Genomic DNA, 25,891 nt, shown 5'->3' on the forward strand with positions numbered 1-25,891 from the left:
GTAGACTGACATTCCGGGCATTGCATAATATTCCTTTTAAATGTGTGTGATTTGTGACGCTCCGACGACCATTTCATCATACCCTAGTTCAGCAACGCCTTAATCCGCTAGCAAATCCGGGCGGCGCGATCGAGTTCTTTCAATTTGCTGTTCCTTGCGCCAGCGAGCAATTTCTGCGTGATTACCAGACAGCAACACGTCGGGTACCTTCAATCCCCGAAAATCGGCCGGCCTAGTGTACTGCGGATAGTCCAAAAGTCCGTCTTCAAAACTCTCAAATTTCAGCGAATCTTCCTTGGCCACGGTTCCCCGCAACAATCGCAAAACCCCATTAATCAAAGCCAAAGCCGGAATTTCCCCGCCTGTGAGCACAAAATCGCCTAGAGACACCTCGCGAGTTACCAAGTGCAGCACTCGATCGTCCACACCCTCATAATGGCCGCAAATCAACACCAACTGATCGCACCCGGTGGCGAACTCCCGAAACATCGGCTGCTGCATCGGTTCGCCCTGGGGAGTCAGCAAAATCACCTCCCGTCTCGGCAAAACCGGTAGCGATTCCACCGCAGCAAAAATTGGTTCCGGCTTCATCAGCATCCCCACTCCGCCCCCATAAGGTTCGTCATCGACTCGCTGGTGCTTGTCTGTGGTAAAATGGCGGGGATTGACAAAATTTACCTCAGCAATATTTTTAGCTAAGGCTTTGCCCATGAGTCCCGATGCTAGGGGAGCCAGGAAAAATTCTGGAAACAGGGTAACTACGTCAAATCGCACAATTATTGGAATTTATTGATACATCACCTCTAGTTTGACCCGGAGAGGCCGATCGGTTTTCAGTAATTGCTTTATTCTTTATAATTTCTTATAATTTCTGAGAATTTTTGCCACTTAAATTCTCTTCCTTTGTCCGCGAGCCGATTTTGTACAACAATCATCTGTTCTCAGGACGGTGACTTGTGTAAAATCGCCCTTAAACAACTGCGCGATCGCGCGATCGCACCTTACTCGCACCAAAAAATATTTACTCTTAAAAAGCCCCATTGTACTCACAGGCACGGCAAAATTTAATTTCACATCTCACAGAGGAAGACACACCATGCAGCAGTTGACATCTCAAGCCCTAGAACACAATCTTTCCCAGCGCACGAAAACCTCGATTATGGTCATCGGAGGAGCCGAAGACAAGGTTCACGGGCGAGAGATTCTGAATACCTTTTTTTGCCGTGCTGGGGGTACAAACGCTCGGCTGGCGATCGTTCCCTGCGCTTCCCGAGATCCCGAAGGAATTAGCAACCGCTATCGCACCATATTTGACGAAATGGGCGTGAGTGCCGTCAAAGTCATTGACATCCGCGAACGCGAACAAGGCGAAAACCCCGTCTGGAAAGATTACTTGGAAGACTGTACGGGCGTATTCATCACAGGTGGCGACCAACTGCGGCTCTGCGGGCTGCTGGCCGACACTCCGCTGATGGAAAAAATTCGTGAATATACTCTCTCGGGTAAGATTACCCTCGCCGGCACCAGTGCGGGTGCTGCGGTAATGGGATATCACATGATTGCAGGTGGCGGAAGCGGCGCGTCACCCAACCGCTCTTTGGTAGACATGGCAAACGGACTTAACATTATTCCCAATATCATCGTAGACCAGCATTTTCACAATCGTAACCGCATGGCTCGCTTGTTGTCGGCTGTGGCTTGTCATCCCGATCGCCTCGCTATTGGTATTGACGAAGATACCTGCGCTTTGTTTGAGGGAGACGATACTATGAAGGTTCTAGGTAAAGGCACGGTGACTATTGTTGATTCTAGGGAAAGTTTTTATACCAACGAGGCAATGGTAGCAGCGACAGAACCCTTAAGTCTGTTCAATATGCGCTTGCACGTCTTGTGTCACGGAGATTGCTACAATATGCCCCTAGGCAAACCAATGCCATCGGCAGCCTGTTCCGAGTCTGGCTGGCCTTTGGAATGCCGCACAGCAAACTAACGCAGGATATCAGAGTCATCGATCGGGCAGAAAGTATGCGGCATTTGGGCCCAATCAAAGATACAACAGAAGGATGTATTCCAAAGCAGCCACGCGCTGACACCAGAAGGTAGAATCACACTCTTATTCTACCTTCTGGCTTCTAGTTGGTTCCTGCCCTTTACCTGCACTTGTTTCTAGCCGATCGCTGGGGCATTAATTTTCTTTCGCTGGCGGCCTATAACTGGAAATTCAATGCAAAACTGTTCACAGCGAACAGTCGATCGAGCAATCTAGCTCCAAATTGAATAAATGCTGCAATTACCTATAAGATTTAGCGACCCATACCCCTCTGACAGTCATGAAAATACTTAAAATCCAGACGTTACGCGGCCCCAACTACTGGAGCATCAGACGCCACAAACTCGTCCTCATGCGTCTGGATTTAGAGGAGTTGGCAGATAAAACCACATCTGAAATTCCTGGCTTCTACGAAGGGTTGACCGCCACACTCCCGAGTTTGGACGACCATCACTGTTCCCCCGGCCATCAGGGAGGCTTCCTGCAACGGGTCAGAGAAGGCACAATGATGGGACACGTCATCGAACACGTAGCCCTAGAACTTCAGGAAATGGCAGGAATGCCGGTCGGGTTCGGTCGCACCCGCGAAACTGCCACACCAGGCATTTACCAGGTAGTAATCGAGTATCAAAACGAACAAGCAGGTCGCTATGCCACCCGGGCGGGCGTGCGGATGTGCCAGAGCATTGCCGATACTGGAAGCTATCCAGCAGCGGAATTAGCCCAAGATTTGAGAGATCTCAGAGAGTTTGCTTTGTCGGCGGCCCTGGGCCCGAGTACCGAAACACTGATCAAGGAAGCAGAAGCGCGGGGCATTCCCTGGATACCTTTGAGCGCCCGGTTTATGATTCAGCTCGGTTACGGGGTGCACCAAAAGCGGATTCAGGCAACTCTCAGCAACCGCACGGGAGTTTTGGGGGTAGAACTAGCCTGTGATAAGGAAGGTACCAAAAATATCCTCGGGGCTGCTGGCGTACCGGTTCCAAGAGGGACGGTGATTAATTATTTGGACGAACTGGAAGGAGCGATCGAAGATGTGGGCGGTTATCCGATCGTCCTCAAACCGCTAGACGGCAACCACGGCCGCGGAATTACGATCGACATCAACTCCTGGGAAGTAGCAGAAGAAGCCTACGATTTAGCCAGCAACGCATCAAAAACCAAGAGTGTGATTGTCGAGCGCTACTACACCGGCCGCGACCACAGAGTATTAGTAGTCAACGGACAAGTCGTAGCAGTCGCCGAACGAGTCCCCGCTAACGTTGTGGGAGATGGCAAGTCTACAGTAGAACAGCTCGTTGAAGAAGTAAACCGCGATCCGCAGCGGGGAGACGGACACGACAACGTGCTCACCCGAATTACGATCGACAAATTGACCCTCGATTTGCTGCAAAAACAAGGCTACGCGATGGACTCGGTATTGCCGGCCGGCGAAAGAGTATTCTTGCGCGCGACAGCAAACCTCAGTACCGGTGGCATTGCAGTCGATCGCACCGACGAAATCCACCCAGAAAACGTCTGGCTATTTTCCCGAGTCGCCAAAATCATCGGTTTGGACATTGCCGGCATTGACGTGGTAACAGACGATATTTCCGTACCGCTGCGCGATACGAACGGAGTCATCGTCGAAGTCAACGCAGCACCGGGTTTCAGAATGCACGTCGCCCCGAGCCAGGGTTTGCCCCGCAACGTCGCCGGCGCAGTATTCGATATGCTGTTCCCCTCGCCTCAACCCACCCGAGTGCCGATTTTAGCGGTGACGGGAACCAACGGTAAAACTACAACCACTCGCCTGCTGGCCCACATTGTCAAGCAAACGGGTCAAATTACTGGCTACACGACTACCGACGGGACTTACATCGGCGATTATTTAGTCGAAAGCGGAGATAATACTGGGCCGCAGAGCGCTCATTTGATTTTGTCCGATCCCACCGTGGAAGTGGCGGTGCTGGAAACGGCTAGAGGCGGAATTTTGCGATCGGGCTTGGGCTTCGATCAGTGCGATGTCGGCGTCGTCTTGAACGTCGCGGCGGATCACTTGGGAATCGGCGACATCGACACCGTGGAACAACTAGCCAAACTCAAGAGCGTCCTCGTCGAGTCAGTAATGCCCAAAGGCTATGCAGTTTTGAATGCAGACGACCCGCTTGTATCACAAATGGCGCAGCGTGTCAAGGCTCAAATTGCATATTTTTCAATGAACCCGGACAACGAATTGGTTGCCAAACACACCGCTGCGGGCGGGCTGGCAGCAATTTACGAAAACGGCTACTTGTCCATCCTCAAAGGCGATTGGACGCTGAGAATTGAGCAGGCTGTGAATGTGCCGCTGACGATGGGCGGGCGGGCGCCGTTTATGATTGCGAATGCTTTAGCGGCTTGTTTGGCGGCTTTTGCTCAGGGAGTGAAAATAGAGGATATTCGATCGGCTTTGTCCAGCTTTCAGGCCTCCGTCGGTCAAACTCCGGGACGGATGAACCTGTTTAATTTGGGCAGCTATCACGCCTTGCTCGACTACGCCCACAACCCGCACAGCTACAAAGCTTTGGGTAGTTTTGTGCAGAATTGGGAAGGAATGCGGATCGGGGTAGTTGGTGCGCCGGGGGATAGACGAGATGAAGATTTTGTCACTTTGGGCAAACTTTCTGCCGATATGTTCGATCGGATTATTGTCAAAGAAGATGTTGACAGGCGCGGGCGAGAACCCGGTGTGGTGGCCAAGTTAATTTGCCAAGGGATTGCAGAGGCGATCGCCGCACGCACCCCAGACAAGTCTAAAGTTGAATACGAGTTGATTCTCGACGAGACAATTGCTGTTAACAAGGCTTTAGATCGAGCACCAGCAGGCAGTTTGGTGGTGATTTTACCCGAAGGCGTCACGAAAGCTCTGGCTTTGATTGAAGCCCGGAAACCGATTAAGGAATCTGCGGTAAATGCTGCTATTGTCGATCGGGTTTCCGAGTCGCGCGACAGTTTGAAAACTTCGGTGTAAATCAAGGCTAAAGTCTTAAGTCTCATTTAATTAATAGGTTGGGTTGACTTGTGTTAAACCCAACCTATTTTTTTCAAATTTAGAATTAGTAGAAATGAGGAGACGGCAATGCCCATAGGTGTCAACTTAACGTCAAACCCAGTCACAGACGGCTGTTTGACTATTAAGGCCTGATCCCCCCTAGCCCCCCTTAAGAAGGGGGGGACAGGAGTCTTCTCAAAGTCCCCCTTCTTAAGGGGGATTTAGGGGGATCTAGACTTAGGTAAAAACGAGATTTATCAAGGCTTTCAGGCTTAAGTTGACACCTATGGGCTCTTGGAGTGTCCCTACCCAAATATTGTAGGGACACGGCACTGCCGTCTCCTCTATATTATACAACCAGATTTGATATGATAAGTCCTAGAAAAAACCAGCAGTAGCAGGATTGAAGCATGAATGAGGTCGATCGCACCAGAGTCGAAACATTCATCAATCGGTGGGCAGGTTCTAGCGGCAATGAACGCGCCAACTACCAGTTGTTTTTTGCGGAAATGTGCGATGCGCTGGGAGTCGATCGCCCGATCGATAAAGGCAGAATTCCCAACGATCCTTACTGCTTTGATAAAGATGTCAAAACCTTTCACCCCAGCGGGAAAGTGACTTCATGGTTTATCGATTTTCACAAAGCCGAGCATTTTTTGATTGAGGCAAAACAGGGCGGCACGACTGGTAAAAAAGGAACGGCAAAACGGGGAACTAATAGCTATTTGCGAGAGATGGAAAAAGCGTTTGTACAGGCAGTTGCTTACACCCGCAATCTCAGCAGCAAACCGCCGTTTTTGTTAACTTGCGATATTGGCGATCATTTTGAATTGTGGATGGGTTTTAGCGGCGACTATGGCGGCTATGGGGCGCGGCGAGATATTGGATTGACAGAGTTGCGAAAGCCGGATGTTTTCGATCTGTTTGTCGATATATTTAGCAATCCGCAGCAGCGCAACCCAGAGAAAATTGCAGCGCGGGTGACGCGGGAAGTGGCGGCGGATTTGGCAGAGTTGGCGAAGGGGATGGAAGCAAATGTCGATCCGCAGCAAGTCGCCCAGTTTTTGATGCGCTGTATTTTCACCATGTTTGCTGAGGATGTGGGGTTGCTGAAGGAACATCTGTTTACCCAGGCGCTGGAAACGCGCTGGATTCTCAATCCGAAGATGTTTAAGCCGGAGGTAGAGGCGCTGTGGGAGGCGATGAATCAGGGGACGAGTTTTGGCTTTCATGGCCAACTGTTGCGGTTTAATGGCGGATTGTTTGCGGAATCCCAGGCGTTTGCGCTGACAAAGACGCAGTTGGAAGTGTTGTTACAGGCGGCGAAGCGGGATTGGTGCAATGTGGAACCTGCGATTTTTGGGACGTTGGTGACGTTCTCCCCCGTTATACCGCTTCGGTTAACGGGGGCTTCAAAAGAATTATTCTAACTGAAACCCAGCTAACATTTCCTTTGCTTCTTGTTTCAATGGCTGAGTAATCTCTAAGCCTCCACAAGCAGAAACGATGAGTCCCACCGCTTTAAAATCCTCAATTGCTCTATGCAAAATATTTATTGCCGCATTAATATCACGGTCTAATTCAGTATGGCAATGAGGGCAAGAATGCCACCTAATTGATAAATCTTTTTTAACTTTAACTCCACACCCTGAGCAATCTTGAGATGTATTATTCGGGTTAACTTTAACAACACGAACGCCGCGTATTACCGCCACTGCTTCCAGTATCGTCATGAAACTTCCCCAAGCTGCATCTAAAATTGATTTCCCCCAGTGAGTACGAGCAAGTCCTTTTATATTCAGGTCTTCAACTGCAATTAAGTCATATTGTCTTACCAGGAAGTGTGCTGTTTTATAATGAAAATCTTTTCGCTGTCTCTGAATTCGTTGATGAATTTTGGCGACCTTATTAGCTTGCTTTTGATAGTTGGCGGAGCCTTTTTGTTGATTTGCTAACTTCCTTTGTTGTCTACCTAAATGATTTTGAGCTTTTCTTCTTGTTTGTTGAATCCGGACAATTTTACCGTCTGATGTCGCTAAAAATTTTTCTAAACCGACATCAATGCCAACTGCTGTTTTTATGGTATCTATTGGCATTAGTGTCGGTACACTGCCATCTTCTATGCTTAAGCAAACATACCAACCATCGGCTTTTTTAACAATGGTTGCCGTTTTGAGTGTAAATCCGTTAAGAATAGGACGATGTACAATTACTGGTATTTCTCCAATTCTGGGAATTCGTAATGTAGTTCCTGTTAAAAAACAAGCTGCTTTTGGGTGATTGACTATAGAAAAACAAAACGAACGTAATTCACCTTTCTTTTTAAAGCGTGGTCTACCAGCACGTTTAAGGGTTTTATCCGGTGTTAACCAACGCCACCAAGCTTTTTCTAATCTTTGAATATTGATTTGCTGAACTTCAGAATAAATATCTTTGTACTCAGGAAATATTTTTTTGGTTTCCTTGAGTGCTGATTGCTGAGTGTAATAATTGGCGGTTTCAGGTATTTTGCCAATGGGCTCTGAGATAATTGAGCATCGGTCAATCCGGCAACGAGTACGATGTAGCCAGTCCAACCTTTGTCCTAAAGCATAATTCCAGTGCCGACGCAACAACTCCAACCAATTGTCCATGATGGCAATTTGTTCGGAGTTAGGCTTAATTCGGTACTGGTACGTTATCATCATGTCATTATCCTAAATCGTTTTCGGTTAATCCGCAAAGAATTTTCGGAATATCTCAGCAATTTCTACTATAAGCCTGTGTTCTGGACTGGCTCGTATTTTGTAGCTAGTTGTGGTGGCGTTACGATTGAACAGCTAAAAAAATACGTTGAACAACAATCAGTACCAAATTAAATTGTGCTGCGCGTTTACTTAAAGAGTGGCAATTCCCCACCCGTTAAGCGAAGCGCTATCAAAAAGCCCTAGTCTCCACCCTCAAACAAATCCACGACGAACTCGATCGCGCCGTATTTGCCGCCTATGATTGGGAAGCAACCCTCACCGACGACCAAATCCTCGAAAACCTCGTCACCCTCAACGCCCAACGCGCCGAAGAAGAACGCAACGGACACATTCGCTGGCTGCGTCCCGACTACCAAGCCCCCGGCGAAACCTACGTGCAACCATCCCTTGCAGGTATCATAACCGAAACAGAAATCGCGATCGCCCCCACTGAACAACAACCCTTCCCCAAAACCCTGAAAGAGCAACTTTCGGCCATCCGCGACTTATTCCGCACCCAAAGCGGCGAATGGACAGCCGCCCAAGTCACCGCCCATTTCAAAGGCGCAAATCGCAAACAAAAAGTCATTCTCGACTGTCTAGAAAGCCTCGAAGATTTGGGGATTTTGCTCAGTCATGCGGAAAATGGGATGACGTTTTGGCATTTGGCGGAAGTTGGAAGCGATCGGTAAGTTTTGCTTGGCAATTGTTATCATAATTTTATCCAGCAAGAGGCGATCTAATGCTAGAAACCACCATCCTAGAAACCTTAGTCAAATTGCCAGATTCCCTGAAACAGGAAGTGCTGCACTATGTAGAATTCTTGGCTGCAAAATATGCAAATAATGAGGTGGCCGTAAATCCTCCTCAAAAGAAACGTCTAGCAGGGATGATGAAAGGCACGTTTGTCTTACCCCTTGCTGATGATTTTGATGCACCATTAGAGGATTTACAGGAGTATATGGAATGAGTGCATTGCTCCTCGATACTCACACTTTTATTTGGTTTTCAGAAAATGCTCCTAACCTATCAGTTGCATTGAAAGAGCAGATTGAATCCGCCGATAGAGTCTATTTGAGTATTGCCAGTCTTTGGGAAATTGCCATCAAAATCAGCATTGGTAAACTGACGCTGCAATCAGACTATGCAGATATCGAAGCTCAGTTACCTGCTGCTGGCATCTTGTTACTGCCAATTTCATTTGCGGATACTGTACGGGTTCGCAACCTACCATTTCATCATCGCGATCCATTCGATCGCATTTTAATTGCCCAATCCATTAATCATTCTTTAGTTTTAGTCAGCCGTGATGAAATGTTTGATGCTTATGCTGTTCAAAGACTATGGACATAAACTAGATTTTTATCGCCAGTGCATCGAAAAGTTACTGCTCGAATCGGGTGAAGACCCGCCGATTAATGGTCAGATAGAAGTAGAATTCGTTTTTGACAAAGAACGCGATCGCTATTTGGTTATCGATTTAGGATGGAATGAACATGACCGTATTTATAACTGCTTCATTCACTTAGATATCAAAGATGGAAAAATTTGGATTCAGCGCAATCAAACCGATCGAAGTTTTGCTGATGAATTAGTAGAAATGGGGATTGCCAAAGAAGAGATCGTGTTAGGAGTTCAGCCTCCCTATGCGCGACAGTATACAGGGTTTGGAGTTGCATAGGAAAGTGTTGCAGCAGTGTGATATGGTCGGTATCGAGAACATATTGAGTCATAGGGTCTCAGACTCAGGAAAATCGATATCGGCATTTCGATCGCGGCGATATACTTCAACATATTTCGTGACTTCATTCAGCAACGGATTACATCTCAAAAGAGGTGAAATATTCAACATCGGACGCGCCTCGTACCAAGCAATCCGATCGTCAATTTCTGGCTGATTATCCAGATAAAAGCTAATCGCATCAAAAACTTGAGCACCCGTCACGAGTTGCAGTAACTTCTGTGGGATTTCTTCAGGCTTTATTCCCGATTTCCAAAACACCACAATATCCCGTACAGTCAATTGAGTACCTGCAATAATCGGTTCCCCCTGCAAAACTTCAAGATTGCGGGTGACATAGCGAGAAATACTTGTAGACGATAGCAAACTGGTCATAACGACCTCATAAGACAATGTAAATCTGCCTTCATCTTAGCGTAGTGGACAGAAGATGCCCGCGTTCATTATTGTTTGATTCATTACGAACCTTTTTTATTATGTAATCGCCCGGACATGATATTACGACAAAGATCCAGGAAACGGAGAAATAGTCTCGCAAAATGTCCTGACTGTGATTTTCCTACCTAAATCCTGAGCTAATAAATCGATACCGTCAATAACTCGATCTGGTTCTGCAATACTTAAAATATCGTAGCATTTTTCCCGATAATCGGGACGCTCTTGGAAATACTGAATCGCTCGATTTAGCGGTTTCATAACTTGATAAGCTGCTTCAGCTTTGTCGATCGCCTCTTGGGGAATCGGACTCGCTAACCTTTGAATTGCCAAGTCGATTAAATCTCTAGAGTTTACCAGATCGCTCGGCCATCGATCGGCATTTGCTAACAGTTTTTCTGCTATACTATCGATTTGATTCAAGCAAGGAACAGGCGACCAATTAGGATAATTTGGTTCGCCAAACTGAATTCGCCCTTCACAAACCATCTCGAATTTAATTGTAGTATCATCCACAATAACTGGAAATCTGATGCCGTATTGGTTTGATTGAATATCGTTGGGGAGAAAAATGCGATTGCGATTAGCAAATATCGCATCATAGCCTGCTTCGGCCACTTTTCGGCGCAGGAGACTGTAGCCACCATCCATCGGACACATAAAGTCAATATCCTGGCTTAACCGATATTCCTCATGTTCCATACTTATCAGGGTTGGGCCACCAAAATAAGCGCGACATTCCTGCAAAAACTCGACATTCAAGTGGCTGAGTACAGTTAATATTTTTTGATGAATTTCGCGCTTAAACATTAGTTGCAAATTTACCCGTTTTTCTGTTTTTTGTGGCTGGCCAATGCTTAATAGTTCCGCTACCAGCCAAGATTGATAGTGTTGGCTAATTTGTTGAATAAAAATTAGTTCCTCAGAGTTGGGTTCTCCCAAAACTCCCCAATAATGCCAGCCAGATTCGTAGCGACATAGCATTTCCGGGAAAGTCAGATTTTTGACATTAGCAATTTGCCAGCAGATAGCCTCAAGAAATGGCATTTTTGCGGGGATTTTAAATGCGGTTGCTATTTCTTTATCGTTCATCTTCTTTGCAAAACTCCTTCTCTATTCCATTTGCAAATACTCCAACACCAGCAGTCGCAAATAGTCTAGCATTCGGATATAAGACCGCATTTGAAGATAGCCCGATCGCATCTCATGATAAAAATTAGCAATCGCAGAACGATCGAACACCCGAAGGTGATGTAAGTCTGCGATCGCTTTCTCGCGATGCTCAACCCCTGCGCTAGTCTCAATCTGACTAGCATAACCACGAATACTGACTGTCACTAACTCAAGCTCTTCCAGAAACGAAAACTCTTCCTCGGAACCAAGATAGTTCTGGGCTATCTCTTTACGCTCTGATTTAGTGTTTTGATAGTCAACCGTCAACTGTGCCAAAAGTTGCACAATAATATCTTGCTGAATCGCTAACTTGTTTTGAACTTGTGTCATATTTTTATTCCTCATTGATGCCATAAGTCACTATTTTTTCAACACCGTACTGATCGGATCGAACAATTAAAAACTCATTTCCCTTTCGGTAAACAGCGGCTCCATCCTGCCGATATCCCGTGCGAGGAACTCTTACAGCACCTCTAGTGTTGAAATTGTGTGCCTTACGCAGATATTTGAGCGGATCAAATCCTTTTCTTTGTGAATGGTCTAACACACTTTGGGCTACAGTTCGATAAGTTCCTCTATCCCATTCAGACAGATATTGCTGTAGTTCAATAACTTCAGTGTTGGAATAGTCTTCAAACAGTTGATCTAGATAAGGATCTACAGATGATTCGTCTGGCATTTTCACTTTCATTCCAGAGGATATTACTGATTATAGCTTTCTAGGAAAAAGATCGATCGCCTTTTAGATTAAATCCGCTCTTCATCGGAATGATTCATCTCTCTGATCTCTTCCTCTGTGTTCTCTGCGTACTCTGTGGTTAAATCAATCCGATCCAATCAGAATTGATATTACCTCTTAACAACCGCCCACTGAGTCACCGGTGCAAGCGGTTTCCAACCCTGAAAAGAACCGATCGCACCAACCCGCTGAATCCCAATTCTAATCAGTTCCCCACCATGCAAAGAATGCCATTGCAAAACCTTAAGTTCACTCTCAATTGTCACCGCATTCACAACTAATCGGCCACCTTCACCTAAAGCATTCCAACAAGTTTCTAGCAAAGCCTCTGCGGTGACACCGCCACCGATGAAAATAGCATTTGGTTGCGGCAAATTTGCCAAAGCATCCGGTGCTGATCCGGTGACGATTTTGAGCTCGGGAACACCCAAATTAGAGGCATTTTCAGCAATATATTCCAGTCTAGTTGGATGGCGCTCGATCGCGATCGCCCGACAACTCCGATGACTCCGCATCCACTCAATCGCGATCGAACCGCAGCCCGCGCCCACATCCCACAGCAACTCCCCCGGAATCGGCGCTAACGCCGACAGCGTAACGGCTCTAACCTCCCGTTTTGTCAACTGTCCATCGTGGCGATAGGCTGCATCCGGTAAGCCGGAGGTGCGGGAAACAATCAGAGTTTCGCGATCGGCTGTAACTGCAATGGCGATCGCATTCAAATCGGCTAAATCCGTCGCATTCCAAGCTGCTGCAACTCCCTCGATCCGCCGTTCCGCCTGCGATCCCATCCGCTCGAACACGGTCATCAAACTGCTGCCAAACCCCCGCTGTGTCAACAATTGGGCAACTTTTTCAGGCGTGTGTCGATCGGCACTCAAGACTAGCAACCGCGCACCGGGAGAGAAACTAAGGGCGATCGAGGCGATCGGGCGATTTGTTAAGCTGAAAGTCTCAACATCCGCCAGAGGCCAACCCAAACGGGTGCAAGCCAGACTAAAAGCCGATGCTGCGGGAATCACAGTCATTTCGGCGATCGGAATCCGGCGCGACAGCGTGACACCAATCCCGTGACACATCGGATCGCCACTTGCGAGCACGCAAACAGCCTCTGGGCGACGGCTGATGATGCTGTCAACTGTGGTTTGTAGTGGTGAAGCCCAAACTAATTTTTCGCGGGTGTCGTCGGTGGGTAGCATTGCGAGGTGACGCGCGCCACCGACAACGATTTTAGATCGATCGAGTAACGAAAGGGCGATCGAACTCAATCCCGAAAGTCCGTCTTCGCCAATTCCCACCACCGAAAGCCATTTGTGCATTGCGCCCTGACTGCTAATTACTACTTATCGATTCTAAAGAATAATATGGGATTTTCATTGACAATCCTTTCTTCTACTTGTCTCATCCCGAGTCTGGCTGCTAATTTGCATGATTCAATGTTTGGGCGATCGCAACTTGCAACCAGATAATCTAATCCAAGTCCATCAAAACCATACTCTAATATTTTCGTGGATGCTTCAGTAGCGTAGCCTTTTTTAATAGCTTTCGGCAACAGCGCATAGACCAACTGCGGCTGCGGTTCCTCAAAAAAATACCACAACCCCACAAATCCAATAACTTCGCGATCGTTCTTTCTCTCGATAAACCACAAGCCGAATTTCTTTTCTCCAAACAGTTGTTCGTTCTGTTCGATCATTTCTTCCACTGGATCTAGCGACCAAATTTGACCGTCGCACAAATATCTCCTGACATAGGAATCGGTAAAAATGGCGTGCAGCTTGTTGAGATCGTTCTCTACAATCGGTGTCAAAATCAATCTATCAGTTTCAAGTATCATTGGACTTCTATTTGTCAACAGTTCGCAAATTCATAAAACCTGATTCACCAAATATCTAGTCTACCATGATATTATATCCGATCGATTAACCATACAGTGCGATCTAGAAGCTCGCACTAGACAATATCGAAATTTTAATATATTTTATCGAACCCTATGCCAATTTTTTTTTTGGCATACAGAAATAGATCGATCGCCCTTAGAGGCAAGTAACTTTTGAGGAAAGTGCGATCGAAAGAACAATGAGAGACTGGCATCAGTTTGATCGAAAACAAAAAATAATCACCGTCGGCTACGGAACCTCAGTTGCGCTGGTACTGGTAGCAATTGGTTGTACCGCGTGGTATGCGATCGTGGTGACGGCAGGCATCTTTAAAACCACTCTCGGTATCTTTAAAACAACTCCTTGTCTGGCTTACAAATTTGAAGACGTTAACCCTTTAATTGCAGGTAAAAACGTTAAACTAAAAATCGGGGAAGGCAGCGGTTCAGATTGCGGAGTATCTGAGTTCGCATTGTTGGTAAAACCAGCAGTTTGGTCATCACAAGATACCAAAGTTATCCAACTTTCCCAAGATGGAACTGTGACGGGAATTGCGCCGGGAAAGTTTACCGTGTTGGCAAAAACAGGACAAAAAACACTCTTGATGTCGGGTGTTGTTTATCCGCCAGATTGGGATGTTCGGATTCAGCCAGAAGTGGCGACAGTGCGCGTGGGCGATCGCATTACCTTTGAAATGATCGCCTCTGATTCAAAAGGCAATTTGCTACCCCCATTAACTTTCGGGCTGCGGACTCCAGATTATCAGGAACCGGGGCCTGGTGCGCCAACCAAGCCTCCGAATTCGCGGCCGTTACTCGATCGCACCTTTCATCATATGGGCGCGCAACCGGGCACGTTTCGGGCGCTGCGCCCCGGAAAGATTGCGATTACGGGTAAAATGGGCGATCGGATAAAATCAGCCCAATTAACTATCAAATAAAACAACAAGTTTTGTTGCTTTTTTATGAATGTAGGCGACCGCATAATTTTGACAGTTGCTGCTTATACACCAATACGGTTTACTTAGAATAGTCCGAAGAGAGGAACGAAGCAATCTCCGTATCTATTTATCATAGGGTTTTACCCTCAGGGCGGTCTTAAGTAAACGGTATTAGATTATAAGCTGTCTAGCCTCTAAATTGTAGATTTTGGGGCGGGCTAGAAGCCTACCCCACAAGAGTTTTAAAACCCGGAGAAACCCCCTAACCCCGCTTAGGTCGGGGGGACAAGAGCCTTCTCAAAGTTTCCCTTTCTAAGGGGGATTTAGGGGGATCTGAATTTGAGGTGAAATGTTGAATATTTAATTAGTTAATTCCTACTTCCAACCCAACCACCTTAACAAAGGCACAACCAAATAATGACTAACTCCCAAACAAAGCCCGATCGCACTTCCCAACAAACCAAAAAATGCAATTGAACTCCCAATCTGCAACCAGCCGAAGGGATAACCAGACGAAAGATCCAAAATTCCTAAAAAACTCCCTGGAAAAATGCTCAAAGCATTCAAAAATAGAAACATTCCCGTCGAACAAGCAGCCACCACCAAAGCGTGCGCTAATTGGTGACTCCGCAAACCCATGCCGATCGTTAAAGTGGCGATCGCAAATGCCCCCAAAATAATCCCCTGCACGCCGCTAAAAGCAGTCGCTTCCATCCAGCACAAACTCGCCAACAAATAGCCCTGAGCACCCATCAATCCCGACAGCCAATACTGTTTTTGCTGGCGAAAACTCCCCGCATCCGTCAAACCTATCGCAGTGCCCCAGCCCGCAAAAGCAAACAAGAGCACTTCCGGGCCGACATTAAAACTCATATAAGGAATTAATTGGTGCAAACCTTCATTCAAAAAACTCGCAAATTCCGGGCCAATAGGCGAAGCATAGGCCAAAACCAAACCGCCGATCGCCCCTGCGGATCCACCAACCCCACCGAGCACCATTTCCCAGCCCGTATCCAGAGAAGCTACTACAAGTTGGGCGATCGCGCCGAACACCAAAACCGTCAAACTTGCCGTTTTTTGCGCCGTCGCCACCACCACTTGCCGGCAAAATTCCACAATAGCTTGACTGACTGGGGCTAACGCAATTTTGCCCTTACTCTTAGCATAAATATCTTGCAAACGCGATCGAACATCCGCAGCCGAAGCCGGACGCTGCTGTATATTCGATCGCACCATATCATCCAACAAATTCGCAAAAGCCGGACTCACAGACACAATGTGGCGCCAGCGCAACTCCCCCGTCATCGGATCTTCAATTTCCGCCGGATACTTCCCCGTCAGCAAATGAATGCAAGTCCGCCCGAGGGCATAAAAATCCGTCGCCGGGACAACTTGGCCCCCAACAATTTGTTCCGGCGGGCTGTACCCAGGCGAAATCAACCGCGTCGAAGAAGCAGAATCTTTCCCCATTGGTTCGACACCGCCCATTTGTTTAACTCCCCCAAAGTCGATCGTCACCAATTGCAAACCGCCCAAACCCTTGCTCAGCAACACTTGGGGCGACTCCGGGTCTCGCAGCATCAAATTGGAGGGTTTAATGTCGCGGTGAATAATCTGACACCGATGCAACTCCTCTAAAATTTGCACAGCTTGACTCAGCCAGCTAAACACCCATTCCTGCGGACATCCCTGAGGGTGATCTTCAAGAATTTCTTCTAAAGTTTTGCCGTGAATCTTTTCCATTACCAAACAAGGTAAGCGCCTCCCTGTGGCATTTCCATCCCCGCCTCCCAAATTTTGGGTTTGGACGTGAAAATAACCGTCCGGCTCGACTCTTGGAACGCCGGGGTGCCGCAAAATTGCCAAAACCCAAGCTTCCTGCTCGAACAGTTTTAGCGCTTTCGGAGAAGTTTCGAGCAACAATTTGAGGACGCGCTCGGTTTGAGTTTCTGCGTCCCAAACTGTGTAGATAGCTGCAAAACCCCCGGTACCGAGCCCTTGTAGAGGTATGTAGCGATTTTTTAGCCGCAGCGGAGTCCCGCAACTCTGACAAAAATTGTTGCCCCAAGTCTGAGGGTAAGGCCTTGGGCAATCTGGATTGATGCAGTGGACGGCTTGTGAAGGGGGGTGAGGCACAACCAGAGTAAAGATGGGGCTAGATATCCATAGTAGACTTACGTGCAGCTAACGCAGAAACCCGGTTTGCCGCACAAGTCCTGTCCATATTATGTGCTATGCTGCCGACTTTTAGGTACGTTGTTGGGCTTCAGCCCTCTTTACATATATTAGAAGAGGGCTGAAGCCCAACAACGTACCTTTGGAGTTCTATAAGTATTTATAACTAATTTTTTCCTACCCCCAACCCAAAATTTAATATCTAAAATTTAATCGATCTCCACCATGATTTAAGTATTTATGACTAATTTTTTCTCCTTCTCCAATCTAAAATCTAAAATTTAAAATCTAAAATCTCATCGATCCCCAACCCTTAGCCCTGCATCCTTCGCCACTTTTGTTTGATAAGATATGTTACATAAAATTTCCTAATGTAAAGCTAAATAAACAATACTTATGATGATTAAAAGAATATTAAAATTTCAACGCGCCACTTTATTGATATATTTCTAAGAGCCGGCCATCAGGCCCAAAAAATTAAGCGAATACTAGGAAGCGAGATATGGCTTACGCGCAAACCCAAACTCAATCAAAGGCTGGGTATAAAGCCGGAGTTCAAGACTATAAACTAACGTATTACACACCGGACTACACGCCGAAAGATACAGATATTTTGGCAGCATTCCGCGTCACACCTCAGCCCGGAGTTCCCCCAGAAGAAGCTGGAGCTGCTGTGGCCGCTGAATCTTCCACCGGTACATGGACAACTGTGTGGACTGACCTCCTGACCGACCTCGATCGCTACAAAGGTCGTTGCTACGACATCGAGCCAGTTCCCGGTGAAGACAACCAATACATCTGCTTCATCGCTTATCCTTTGGATTTGTTTGAAGAAGGTTCCGTCACCAACTTGCTGACCTCTTTGGTTGGTAACGTTTTCGGTTTCAAAGCTCTGCGTGCTCTGCGGTTAGAAGACTTGCGGATTCCCATTGCTTACCTGAAAACATTCCAAGGCCCTCCTCACGGTATTACCGTTGAGCGCGACAAATTGAACAAGTACGGCCGTCCTTTGCTGGGTTGTACAATTAAGCCCAAATTGGGTCTGTCTGCTAAGAACTACGGCCGCGCCGTTTACGAAGTTCTACGCGGCGGTTTGGACTTCACCAAAGACGACGAAAACATCAACTCGCAACCGTTCATGCGTTGGCGCGATCGTTTCTTGTTCGTTCAAGAAGCTATTGAAAAAGCTCAAGCAGAAACTGGCGAAGTCAAGGGTCACTACCTCAACGTAACCGCCCCTACCTTTGAAGAAATGATGGAACGGGCTGAGTTCGCCAAAGAAATCAAAACCCCCATCATCATGCACGACTACCTAACCGGTGGTTTCACTGCAAACACCAGCTTGGCCAAATGGTGCCGTCGCAACGGTATTCTGTTGCACATTCACCGCGCTATGCACGCCGTGATCGATCGTCAAAAGAACCACGGTATCCACTTCCGCGTGCTTGCCAAGTGCTTGCGGATGTCCGGCGGCGACCACCTGCACTCCGGTACAGTTGTGGGCAAACTCGAAGGCGAAAAAGGCATCACGATGGGCTTCGTAGACTTGATGCGCGAAGACCACATCGAAGAAGACCGCAGCCGCGGTATTTACTTCACCCAAGATTGGGCCTCCATGCCTGGTGTCATGCCAGTTGCTTCCGGTGGTATCCACATCTGGCACATGCCAGCCTTGGTTGAAATCTTCGGCGACGACTCCTGCTTGCAGTTCGGCGGCGGCACCTTGGGCCACCCTTGGGGTAACGCACCTGGTGCAGCAGCTAACCGCGTTGCATTGGAAGCTTGCGTTCAAGCTCGTAACGAAGGCCGCAACCTGATGCGCGAAGGCGGAGACATCATTCGCGAAGCTTGCAAATGGAGCCCTGAATTGGCTGTTGCTTGCGAACTCTGGAAAGAAATCAAGTTTGAGTTCGAGGCAATGGATACCGTTTGATGATTTTTGGTTAGAGATTTTAAGTTTTAGGTCGCAAACTTGCTGTTAAGTCTTTATCTTTGAAGAAGATTTACAAGTAAGTTTGCATCCAAAATCTAAAATTCAAAACCTAAAATTTGAGGGAGCTGGGGTCAAATGGATCTCAAACAAGTTGCGAAAGACACCGCTAAGGTGCTGGCAAGTTACCTAACCTATCAATCCGTGCGGATTGTTGTAGCTCAGTTGAGCGAAACCAATCCTCCTCTGGCAATCTGGCTGAATGACTTTTCCACCAAGGGCAAAATCCAAGATGGAGAAGCTTACATTGAGGAACTGCTGAGGGAAAATCAAGATTTAGGATTTCGGATCATGACGGTGCGAGAATATCTGGCGCACGATGTGACGGAATTTTTGCCAGAAATGGTTTGTACTGGCATTCAACAGTCGAATATGGAACACAGACGCCAGCATTTGGAGCGAATTACGCAGCTTAATTGGTCTGTGGCTAGCAGCAATCCTGAAACATCCTCAATAGATTCTGAACCGAATCTGGATAATTTGTCGAGTTAATCGATCGCACTTGGCGAATCGAACACACACCTTAGAGATACAAAAAATGAAGACTTTACCTAAAGAGCGTCGTTACGAAACTCTGTCATATTTGCCCCCGCTGACAGACGCCCAAATTGCCAAGCAACTGCAATACATCTTGGATCAAGGCTACATTCCCGGCGTAGAATTCAACGAAACCTCTGCCGCTGAAATGCGCTACTGGACATTGTGGAAGTTGCCTTTGTTTGGTGCTCGCAGCGTCCAAGAAATCATGACTGAAGTTCAAGCTTGCCGCTCTGAAAACCCCACCTGCTACATCCGCGTCATGGGTTTTGACAACGTGAAGCAGTGCCAAGTGCTGAGCTTCATCGTGCACAAGCCTAACACCAGAGGCTACTAAGCTTTAACAACTCTATTTTGTAGAGAAAAAGCTAGCTAAAAATTGAGGCGTGGGAATTCTCCCCGCCTCATTTTTTTGTGCAGAAGACTCGGCGGTTGAAACCGCCTCTGTACATATAAAAGCTGCTTCCGCCGTTTCAAGATTGGATTGTTAGAGCTTGCAAATAGCTTTGAACACTTGCAGCAACACAACTGAAGATTCTGGTTCCATCAGATTTAGCAAAGGCATTAACTGATAGGTGGGCGGATTTCCACGACGGATATTGACAAACTGATATTCCATTCCATTGGTTGTCAAACCCCAGATTGCGTCTTGATATTTTAAATTTTGATAAGCATAGGTAAGCAATTGGGATAAACCCATAAATGCGTTGATTCCTGAATTTTTAGTTTCAATCACTAAAACCCAAAAAGATGTTTCACTTCTTAATGATTTTAATTTATTGACTGCCAAAATATCAAACCGCCCTTTAATGATTATGTCTTCATCTTCAATGCTAATTTCGGCAATGTCTTGTTCTAGACTAATTTTAATAGGTGGGCGGTAGAAGCCAGCTAATCGCATTAAGGGAAAAGTAGTCAGAGCTTGTACCAATCCTTCAGAAACGCGATCGGTAGAGATGTAGTCATCGAAGTCATCCCGGATTTGTATAAGTTCCTGCTGTTCGTGTTCTGTTATATCTTCAAGGGATAACAGCGAGGTAAATGAGCTGTTGTAGTGCTTTTGTAAGCCGAAAAGACGGTGGACTTCTCCTAATGTTAAGTTTTTGGCATTAATAACTGTCATAATCTTCAAACAAATTAAGTCTCTATTGTAATTATAACATATGCACAAAACTAGGTTTGTAGTAAGGACTTCAGTCCTTAAAACCGAGGCTGAAAGGACTAAAGTCCTCACTACGAACTTGAAAGGACTAAAGTCCTCACTACGAACCTAATCTATCTGCTCCACTACAACTCCATCAACTATTTCATAACCCCAGCTAGAATTTCTGGCTGCAAGTTGTTTAGCCATGTCGTATTCGCCCAAAATACAAAGCTCTATTAACTGCTGAAAACCTGAATTTTTCTCGCGCTGCAATCTTTCCTGACGCAGCTTTTCTCTTTCTGGATTAGAAGGATTTGGGCGCTCACTTCCCAGCGGATTGATATCGCTAATTCGTTTCATTTTAGCCTCATTAAAAAGGGATAGATTCTACAATTTCACCGTCAAAAATTTCATAGCCCCATTCTGGATTAGCAGCAATTTGTTTTTCAACTATACTTCGACCGAGAGAAGTTTGGTAAGCTTTTTGTAAAAACGAAATACTCGGGATTTCGTCTGTAGTTGGTGGCTGTTGTTGTTCGATTTTTGGCGGTTCAGGAATTGGTTCAGATGTGGATTGATTCAGGGCAAATTGCGGCGCGATCGCCCCTAATTTATTCATCACACTTTCTTTGGTAATTTGTGGTCTTTCGTTGAAGGAAGACGGTAAATATGCGGTTTCTACCCCTTGGTTTTTGGCTTTGAGCGCATCGTCCGCAATTCGATCGCACTTTCGCAAAAAACCCTCCCACAAATCCTTCCCCAAAACCGGGTTTCTCAAATCAGCGCGGGCTTTAGATACCGCTGCTTCCAGCGGTTCGCCCTTGTGCACGTAATACTGAATTCGCTCCTCCTCAAACGCCGGATAAGGCACTTCCGGCTCAATTTCCCACTCCCGCTTAACTTTCTGACTTTCTCCTAAAGGAATTCCGGCGATAAACTCGTCCCAAAAAGTCGAAGTTAAGCCCTTTGTCATGCTATCAATAATTTTAAAAGCCCATCCCGAAGGATTGCCAAACCATAAGTTATGCTGTCTGGCATATTCTTCTAAAGCTCGCTGAAAGTTATGCAGTTCTTCTTGGGAATTCCAAGGCCCGCTAAATCGGTAATTTGGATTGACTGCAACCGCTATTTGCTGGCGGGGTTGCCCGAAAAATTTGTCAGTTTTAACTGCACGCTCTGGGGGGTAAGTTTCGGTGAATATTTCTAGAGGAAGATTGTTGTTTTCGCGGCTTGTTTGTGTTATGCTATCGCCGGAAGTAGGTGTCAACAAGTTATTAAATTTTTCCTCGAAGGCGTCAATATCCGCCCAGAGTTCGAGAGTGTCGGTGTTGGGATTTGTGGATTTTGCTTTCAGGAGCGATCGCACTTTCAGCAGCCGTATCGCTAATTCCTGTTCTTCGCGATTTAAACCAGTAGCTTTTTCAATTTCGCTGCTGTTAGTTTTCACCCATTCGCCCGAGTTAGACTGTTGTGTTTGCCATTGCAACAATTGGCACAGAAAAATGCTCGCCGCGACTCCGCCAGTAATTTTGCCTAGTGTCGGATAGTAGATGGCGGGATTTCCGAGATTTCCTAAAAATATTCCTATTTTCATGTTTGATATTCCTAATTCCCTTAAATTGTAGGGTGCGCCATCAGCACCTTACCCTTAAATTGTAGGGTGCGCCATCAGCGCCGAGATCTCCACTAAAGTAGCATCAAAAAACTTAAGATTTTCTTTAAGCTTCTGTCTATTCCTGACTGAATGGAGTTTCTAGAGGAAAGACGGGGATCGCTTGTGCGATCGCCTGATTGACAGAACCGAGTTAAACGTAATAATAAATTATTTACTGTACATTTCCCCCCAAAATGAATCCAGAACGTCAAGAGGCTTATTTGAACTTGATCGAGCGAGTGCTTACCTGTCCCAACGGTCAAGAACCAGAGGTTTTAAGTTCCTGTTCCGATTTAATAGATGCGGGATTTGTGCAGATGCTAATCCAGATATCAGCTTCAATGGCCCGGGAAGGTGACGAAGATACTGCTAATTTTTTAGTGCAACTTGCTCGCTTGCTGGGGAAATCTTTGGGTTTGTCGCCGGATGTCGTGCCCGCTAGCTACAGCCGCGCACAGTGATAGATAAGCGTAGCTATCCCCTAGGCAATCGCCTCGTTGTATCATGTTTTGGGAAATCGGGGAATCTTAACTCCATCGATACCTTTACAACTGATATTCAAGAGGCTCGCAAAAATCATTTACCCCAGTTTTAAATACATAAATAATCACCGATGTCACCAAAATCTGCGGGCAAGTTTTGGCAGCAACTAAATCTCTAAAAGCAGCATTCAATTGTCCGTTTATCAACTCTTCTTTTACCTCAGATTTGCAAATAGCAACGCGGCATCTTTTTGCCAATCCATCCAACCAGTTTTCAGAGATATTCGGTTCTTGTCCAGCTTGAATTGCTAGAGAAATAGCTGCATCTTCGATGTTGCCTTCACAATCTTCGATTTCGTCTAGGGCTTTGAGGGCTGCGGGATATTCCGCTAATTGCGATCGAAATTGGGCAATTTCTTGTGAGGTAATAATCACCATAAGATTTTCTTGTGTTTTCGGCTCGCGGATATGTTTAGCAGTTAAAGTTGGTATTATAGCATTTTTTGGTTGAGGTTGGGATTGCGCGATCGAACTTAATTACATTTGCAATTAATTGTTGCCACTTCGCAATAGCCTGCCTGGAGGTTAAATCCTCATCTAAAAGCAGAAGTCAGGGCGATGAAGCCTGATGTTAAAATTGATTAGTTTCCTCTGTAATTGCGAAGTTTGTGAATCAATCGCAGACTTTAGCTGATAAATATGTCATTGACAAAAGAGTGACTGAATATCAAGACTGCAACCACTTCATAAACTTATCCGTCGCAGTGCCGATAGACTCTCCCACCTGTTTCTTCAAACGCCACCGCCCAAAAGCTTGTTCGTAATCTTCCCCTTCAGTTTGATAAACATTCCAAGCATTCAGCGACAATCCCAATCCCCAGGTTAGTAAAATGAAGAGTGACCAAGAAAGCTCATGCGATCCTGCTAGATTAAACAAAACTAAAAAAGTATTGACAATGCCGTATTTTGTCAAGTTTTTTCGCAATTTGCCGCGACGGTAAGAGTTAAAAACCAGCTTTTCCTGAAATTCACCTCTAGTGGCTAACCATTGCTGTTCCGCCGCCACGATATCCTGTTCGGAAATGCCTAATTCCGCCCCAATCTCGAAAAGCTGCACTCGGGAAAGTTCGCCGTCATCTTGTCGCCGTGCGATCGCAAGCTGTAAAATACCTTGGGCATCCTCAGCACCGTAAATTTGATTTATTTGACTGTCATTGGTCGCCATATAATAAGTTTCCTATAATTCCTGATATCCTTTCCATGATAGAGACAAGCGCTGTTAAACGGTAGGTGGTGACATTGGCGGATTTCAACACCCGGAAACTGCCGAAAGTCGATCGAACGGGCAAGATGCCCATTCCACAAGATAATTGATTAGTTGTGGAACAGGCATCTTGCCTGTTGCTGCTGTATTGTGGAACAGGCATCTTGCCTGTTGCTGCTGTATTGTGGAACAGGCATCTTGCCTGTTGCTGCTCATCTTGCCTGTTGCTGCTGTATTGTGGAACAGGCATCTTGCCTGTTGCTGCTGTATTGTGGAACAGGCATCTTGCCTGTTGCTGCTGTATTGTGGAAAATATCAATTCTAACCCAAAGTATACATCCAGCCATCCCGCGCGCAAATCCTCACAAGCCCATCCCAAACAACAGGTGTCGCCTCAAACGATAAACCTGGCTTAAATCTACCCGATTCTTTTACCTTCAAACGGTAAAACTCGCCCTTAGCATTTTTCAAAGCATTCTTATCCCCCGACTTCGCTCGTTCCCACTTCAACTCAAATAAATAAACACCATTATATCCCGCACTAATTAGTTTATTGCCATCAGTAAATATCGGAGTAGAAATCGAAGAACCAATCTCCTTTTTAAACACGATTACCGGAGTATCGTAAGACTGATTTCGCCAAGGTACAGAATTCTTTTTACCTGTAATCGTATCTTGGGAACCGATGTACAAATTGCCATCGATCGCATTTGTGGCAAATAGCGCTGGAAATCCCCCAGGATTGTACTCATCATTCAACGCCACCGAACCGATTATCCCGCCTTCCCAGCCTGAAAGTCGGCGATTTCCGGTAGGTAAAAACCATTCGACGCTGGCATTCGGTTCTTTGTTCGGATTTAGTTTGAGGACTCCGCCGTTACCTGCAATGTATTGTTTTTCAATCGCACAAAACAGTTTACCCGATTTAGATATTACAGCACTTCCATCAATATCTGAACCAGTATAGAAATCCCATACTATCTTTTTTGTTTTAATACTTATCCCATAAATATGTCCAGAACCCGCAGCTATAAACAGTCTATCTTTGAGCCGAGAAGGTGATGATTCTGCTACCAAGTTACCGCCGTGCTTGCTGATATCTCCTGGCGCATAAAGCTGTACTTCCGACAAGATCTGCGGTTGCTTAATTCCTTGTTTAACTTTAGCTTTGCTGGCAGAACTATTGAGAAAATAGCCGATCGCATTTTCCCCCGCATTGAACAACAGGCCATCGCCCAGATACAAAGCACTGCTATCGTTATCCTGACTGTAGCTGGGCGTTCTCCGGATGTCCAACTTCCACAGTTCCTTACCGGTTCTAAAAGATATTGCCCTAAAACTCGGGACAAGATTTTTGCCACCACCGCCACTGCGGCTGCCTTGCAAAATCACAATTCTGTTTTCGGCGTTGGCTGTTTTGTCGATATAAATTGTTGAAGTTCCTTTAATTATATCATCAAATTCATAGCGCCAAACTTCTTTATTTGTCGCCATGTCTATTTTGTGCAAATAGTGGTCAAAAGCACCTATAATTAAATAAGTTTTATCCCGATCTCTGATAATTGTTGGCTGTCCAGTCCAACCGGCACCACTCCAAACTTGAGATTGCCTTCCCAAAAAAGTCCGGCCGCTTCCTAGCTCAAATTTCTTGATTAACTTCAAGCCTTTGGGGACACCTCTACCGTAAAACCTGCGCTGGTCATTTCCCAAAAAAGTCGGTACGAATAATTCTACTTCTTGAACTAATTTTTTTGCCTGTTTTTTGGAGTCACTATTGCTTTTTAATAGAGGCTTGTTAGATGGTTCTGCTTTTTCAGATGGTTCGGATTGGCACTGTTTGAGAATGACAGGAGGAACTACAACACTCAACAAAAAATGTCCTAGCCGTTGATTGAAATTTCGACGAGATGATAAACTCATTTTATATCGAGATAATCAGTAATAATAT

The 25,891-nt window shown here is 46.1% G+C and carries 28 protein-coding genes and 1 pseudogene; 13 read left to right on the forward strand and 16 right to left on the reverse strand.

Annotation, left to right across the window (positions count from 1 at the left end; translation table 11 throughout):
* Nucleotides 1-99: 99 nt before the first annotated feature.
* Nucleotides 100-774, reverse strand: coding sequence for a tRNA (guanosine(37)-N1)-methyltransferase TrmD (gene trmD / locus JGK14_RS09750; protein ID WP_293180863.1), 675 nt, complete (start codon nucleotides 772-774; stop codon nucleotides 100-102).
* Between the two features lie 322 nt (nucleotides 775-1,096).
* Between trmD and JGK14_RS09755 the strand changes: the two genes are divergently transcribed.
* The 3 genes from JGK14_RS09755 to JGK14_RS09765 all read left to right on the forward strand — a co-directional run bounded on the left by JGK14_RS09755 (nucleotide 1,097) and on the right by JGK14_RS09765 (nucleotide 6,493).
* On the forward strand, nucleotides 1,097-1,990 hold the full coding sequence (locus JGK14_RS09755; protein ID WP_293181166.1) for a cyanophycinase: 894 nt from the start codon (nucleotides 1,097-1,099) through the stop codon (nucleotides 1,988-1,990).
* A gap of 340 nt (nucleotides 1,991-2,330) precedes the next feature.
* The gene (cphA, locus tag JGK14_RS09760; RefSeq protein WP_293206473.1) at nucleotides 2,331-5,042 is read left to right on the forward strand and encodes a cyanophycin synthetase; all 2,712 of its coding nucleotides are present in this window, start codon (nucleotides 2,331-2,333) and stop codon (nucleotides 5,040-5,042) included.
* A 431-nt stretch (nucleotides 5,043-5,473) separates the two neighbouring features.
* Entirely contained in the window at nucleotides 5,474-6,493 is a 1,020-nt protein-coding gene (locus JGK14_RS09765) for a type IIL restriction-modification enzyme MmeI (protein ID WP_325315011.1), read from the forward strand.
* On the opposite strand, the gene JGK14_RS09770 is transcribed toward JGK14_RS09765, so the two are convergent.
* A complete protein-coding gene (locus JGK14_RS09770; protein WP_325315012.1) occupies nucleotides 6,485-7,750 on the reverse strand; it encodes an RNA-guided endonuclease InsQ/TnpB family protein in 1,266 nt (421 codons plus the stop codon). The two genes, JGK14_RS09765 and JGK14_RS09770, sit on opposite strands and share 9 nt — an antisense overlap.
* 21 nt (nucleotides 7,751-7,771) lie before the next feature.
* On the opposite strand from JGK14_RS09770, the pseudogene JGK14_RS09775 reads away from it, so the two are divergent.
* From JGK14_RS09775 to JGK14_RS09795, 5 genes and pseudogenes are all read left to right on the forward strand, one after another.
* Nucleotides 7,772-7,921, forward strand: a pseudogene (locus tag JGK14_RS09775) (transposase); the annotation flags it as partial.
* A gap of 263 nt (nucleotides 7,922-8,184) precedes the next feature.
* On the forward strand, nucleotides 8,185-8,481 hold the full coding sequence (locus JGK14_RS09780; RefSeq protein ID WP_325315013.1) for a hypothetical protein: 297 nt from the start codon (nucleotides 8,185-8,187) through the stop codon (nucleotides 8,479-8,481).
* A 50-nt stretch (nucleotides 8,482-8,531) separates the two neighbouring features.
* A complete protein-coding gene (gene vapB, locus JGK14_RS09785; protein ID WP_293326076.1) occupies nucleotides 8,532-8,759 on the forward strand; it encodes a type II toxin-antitoxin system VapB family antitoxin in 228 nt (75 codons plus the stop codon).
* Nucleotides 8,756-9,142, forward strand: coding sequence for a type II toxin-antitoxin system VapC family toxin (locus JGK14_RS09790; protein WP_325315014.1), 387 nt, complete (start codon nucleotides 8,756-8,758; stop codon nucleotides 9,140-9,142). Before vapB ends, JGK14_RS09790 begins: the two co-directional genes overlap by 4 nt.
* Nucleotides 9,117-9,470 (forward strand): XisI protein, encoded by a 354-nt coding sequence (locus JGK14_RS09795; RefSeq protein WP_293180884.1) that lies wholly within the window; start codon nucleotides 9,117-9,119, stop codon nucleotides 9,468-9,470. Before JGK14_RS09790 ends, JGK14_RS09795 begins: the two co-directional genes overlap by 26 nt.
* 48 nt (nucleotides 9,471-9,518) lie before the next feature.
* On the opposite strand, the gene JGK14_RS09800 is transcribed toward JGK14_RS09795, so the two are convergent.
* From JGK14_RS09800 to JGK14_RS09825, 6 genes are all read right to left on the reverse strand, one after another.
* Nucleotides 9,519-9,905 carry a DUF433 domain-containing protein gene (locus JGK14_RS09800; protein ID WP_325315015.1) on the reverse strand — a complete coding sequence of 129 codons (387 nt, stop codon included), beginning with the start codon at nucleotides 9,903-9,905 and terminating at the stop codon, nucleotides 9,519-9,521.
* A 123-nt stretch (nucleotides 9,906-10,028) separates the two neighbouring features.
* A complete protein-coding gene (locus JGK14_RS09805; protein WP_325315016.1) occupies nucleotides 10,029-11,057 on the reverse strand; it encodes a nucleotidyl transferase AbiEii/AbiGii toxin family protein in 1,029 nt (342 codons plus the stop codon).
* Nucleotides 11,058-11,078: 21 nt separating this feature from the next.
* On the reverse strand, nucleotides 11,079-11,468 hold the full coding sequence (locus JGK14_RS09810; RefSeq protein WP_325315017.1) for a hypothetical protein: 390 nt from the start codon (nucleotides 11,466-11,468) through the stop codon (nucleotides 11,079-11,081).
* 4 nt (nucleotides 11,469-11,472) lie between these two features.
* Complete coding sequence (locus JGK14_RS09815) at nucleotides 11,473-11,817, reverse strand: hypothetical protein (RefSeq protein WP_293212094.1); 345 nt, start codon at nucleotides 11,815-11,817, stop codon at nucleotides 11,473-11,475.
* 170 nt (nucleotides 11,818-11,987) lie between these two features.
* Entirely contained in the window at nucleotides 11,988-13,196 is a 1,209-nt protein-coding gene (cbiE, locus tag JGK14_RS09820) for a precorrin-6y C5,15-methyltransferase (decarboxylating) subunit CbiE (RefSeq protein ID WP_325315018.1), read from the reverse strand.
* Nucleotides 13,197-13,216: 20 nt separating this feature from the next.
* Entirely contained in the window at nucleotides 13,217-13,714 is a 498-nt protein-coding gene (locus tag JGK14_RS09825; RefSeq protein WP_293180899.1) for a GNAT family N-acetyltransferase, read from the reverse strand.
* Between the two features lie 242 nt (nucleotides 13,715-13,956).
* On the opposite strand from JGK14_RS09825, the gene JGK14_RS09830 reads away from it, so the two are divergent.
* On the forward strand, nucleotides 13,957-14,697 hold the full coding sequence (locus JGK14_RS09830) for an Ig-like domain-containing protein (protein WP_293270179.1): 741 nt from the start codon (nucleotides 13,957-13,959) through the stop codon (nucleotides 14,695-14,697).
* A gap of 375 nt (nucleotides 14,698-15,072) precedes the next feature.
* On the opposite strand, the gene JGK14_RS09835 is transcribed toward JGK14_RS09830, so the two are convergent.
* Complete coding sequence (locus JGK14_RS09835; RefSeq protein WP_293206463.1) at nucleotides 15,073-16,833, reverse strand: serine/threonine protein kinase; 1,761 nt, start codon at nucleotides 16,831-16,833, stop codon at nucleotides 15,073-15,075.
* A 541-nt stretch (nucleotides 16,834-17,374) separates the two neighbouring features.
* Here JGK14_RS09835 and JGK14_RS09840 point away from each other — a divergent pair.
* The 3 genes from JGK14_RS09840 (at nucleotide 17,375) to JGK14_RS09850 (ending at nucleotide 19,736) form a co-directional block, all read left to right on the forward strand.
* Nucleotides 17,375-18,805, forward strand: a complete 1,431-nt coding sequence (locus tag JGK14_RS09840) for a form I ribulose bisphosphate carboxylase large subunit (RefSeq protein WP_293154026.1) — start codon at nucleotides 17,375-17,377, stop codon at nucleotides 18,803-18,805.
* A gap of 135 nt (nucleotides 18,806-18,940) precedes the next feature.
* A complete protein-coding gene (gene rcbX / locus JGK14_RS09845) occupies nucleotides 18,941-19,354 on the forward strand; it encodes a RuBisCO chaperone RbcX (protein ID WP_293196819.1) in 414 nt (137 codons plus the stop codon).
* Nucleotides 19,355-19,400: 46 nt separating this feature from the next.
* On the forward strand, nucleotides 19,401-19,736 hold the full coding sequence (locus JGK14_RS09850) for a ribulose bisphosphate carboxylase small subunit (protein WP_293154020.1): 336 nt from the start codon (nucleotides 19,401-19,403) through the stop codon (nucleotides 19,734-19,736).
* A gap of 150 nt (nucleotides 19,737-19,886) precedes the next feature.
* On the opposite strand, the gene JGK14_RS09855 is transcribed toward JGK14_RS09850, so the two are convergent.
* The 3 genes from JGK14_RS09855 to JGK14_RS09865 all read right to left on the reverse strand — a co-directional run bounded on the left by JGK14_RS09855 (nucleotide 19,887) and on the right by JGK14_RS09865 (nucleotide 22,137).
* Nucleotides 19,887-20,522, reverse strand: coding sequence for a restriction endonuclease subunit R (locus JGK14_RS09855; RefSeq protein WP_293180908.1), 636 nt, complete (start codon nucleotides 20,520-20,522; stop codon nucleotides 19,887-19,889).
* 147 nt (nucleotides 20,523-20,669) lie between these two features.
* Entirely contained in the window at nucleotides 20,670-20,903 is a 234-nt protein-coding gene (locus tag JGK14_RS09860; RefSeq protein ID WP_293180911.1) for a hypothetical protein, read from the reverse strand.
* Between the two features lie 10 nt (nucleotides 20,904-20,913).
* Complete coding sequence (locus JGK14_RS09865) at nucleotides 20,914-22,137, reverse strand: hypothetical protein (protein WP_325315019.1); 1,224 nt, start codon at nucleotides 22,135-22,137, stop codon at nucleotides 20,914-20,916.
* A gap of 254 nt (nucleotides 22,138-22,391) precedes the next feature.
* On the opposite strand from JGK14_RS09865, the gene JGK14_RS09870 reads away from it, so the two are divergent.
* On the forward strand, nucleotides 22,392-22,658 hold the full coding sequence (locus JGK14_RS09870) for a hypothetical protein (protein WP_293180917.1): 267 nt from the start codon (nucleotides 22,392-22,394) through the stop codon (nucleotides 22,656-22,658).
* A gap of 84 nt (nucleotides 22,659-22,742) precedes the next feature.
* Here the strand turns inward: JGK14_RS09870 and JGK14_RS09875 are convergent, their stop codons facing one another.
* The 4 genes from JGK14_RS09875 to JGK14_RS09890 form a co-directional block, all read right to left on the reverse strand.
* A complete protein-coding gene (locus JGK14_RS09875) occupies nucleotides 22,743-23,117 on the reverse strand; it encodes a hypothetical protein (protein WP_293180920.1) in 375 nt (124 codons plus the stop codon).
* A gap of 289 nt (nucleotides 23,118-23,406) precedes the next feature.
* The gene (locus JGK14_RS09880) at nucleotides 23,407-23,904 is read right to left on the reverse strand and encodes a 2TM domain-containing protein (RefSeq protein ID WP_293180923.1); all 498 of its coding nucleotides are present in this window, start codon (nucleotides 23,902-23,904) and stop codon (nucleotides 23,407-23,409) included.
* Complete coding sequence (locus JGK14_RS09885; RefSeq protein WP_325315020.1) at nucleotides 23,891-24,193, reverse strand: hypothetical protein; 303 nt, start codon at nucleotides 24,191-24,193, stop codon at nucleotides 23,891-23,893. Before JGK14_RS09885 ends, JGK14_RS09880 begins: the two co-directional genes overlap by 14 nt.
* Before the next feature lie 71 nt (nucleotides 24,194-24,264).
* Entirely contained in the window at nucleotides 24,265-25,863 is a 1,599-nt protein-coding gene (locus JGK14_RS09890) for an outer membrane protein assembly factor BamB family protein (protein WP_293180929.1), read from the reverse strand.
* Nucleotides 25,864-25,891: the final 28 nt, after the last annotated feature.

Origin of the sequence: Microcoleus sp. PH2017_28_MFU_U_A (assembly GCF_020738035.1) — a bacterium.
Taxonomy (GTDB): domain Bacteria; phylum Cyanobacteriota; class Cyanobacteriia; order Cyanobacteriales; family Microcoleaceae; genus Microcoleus.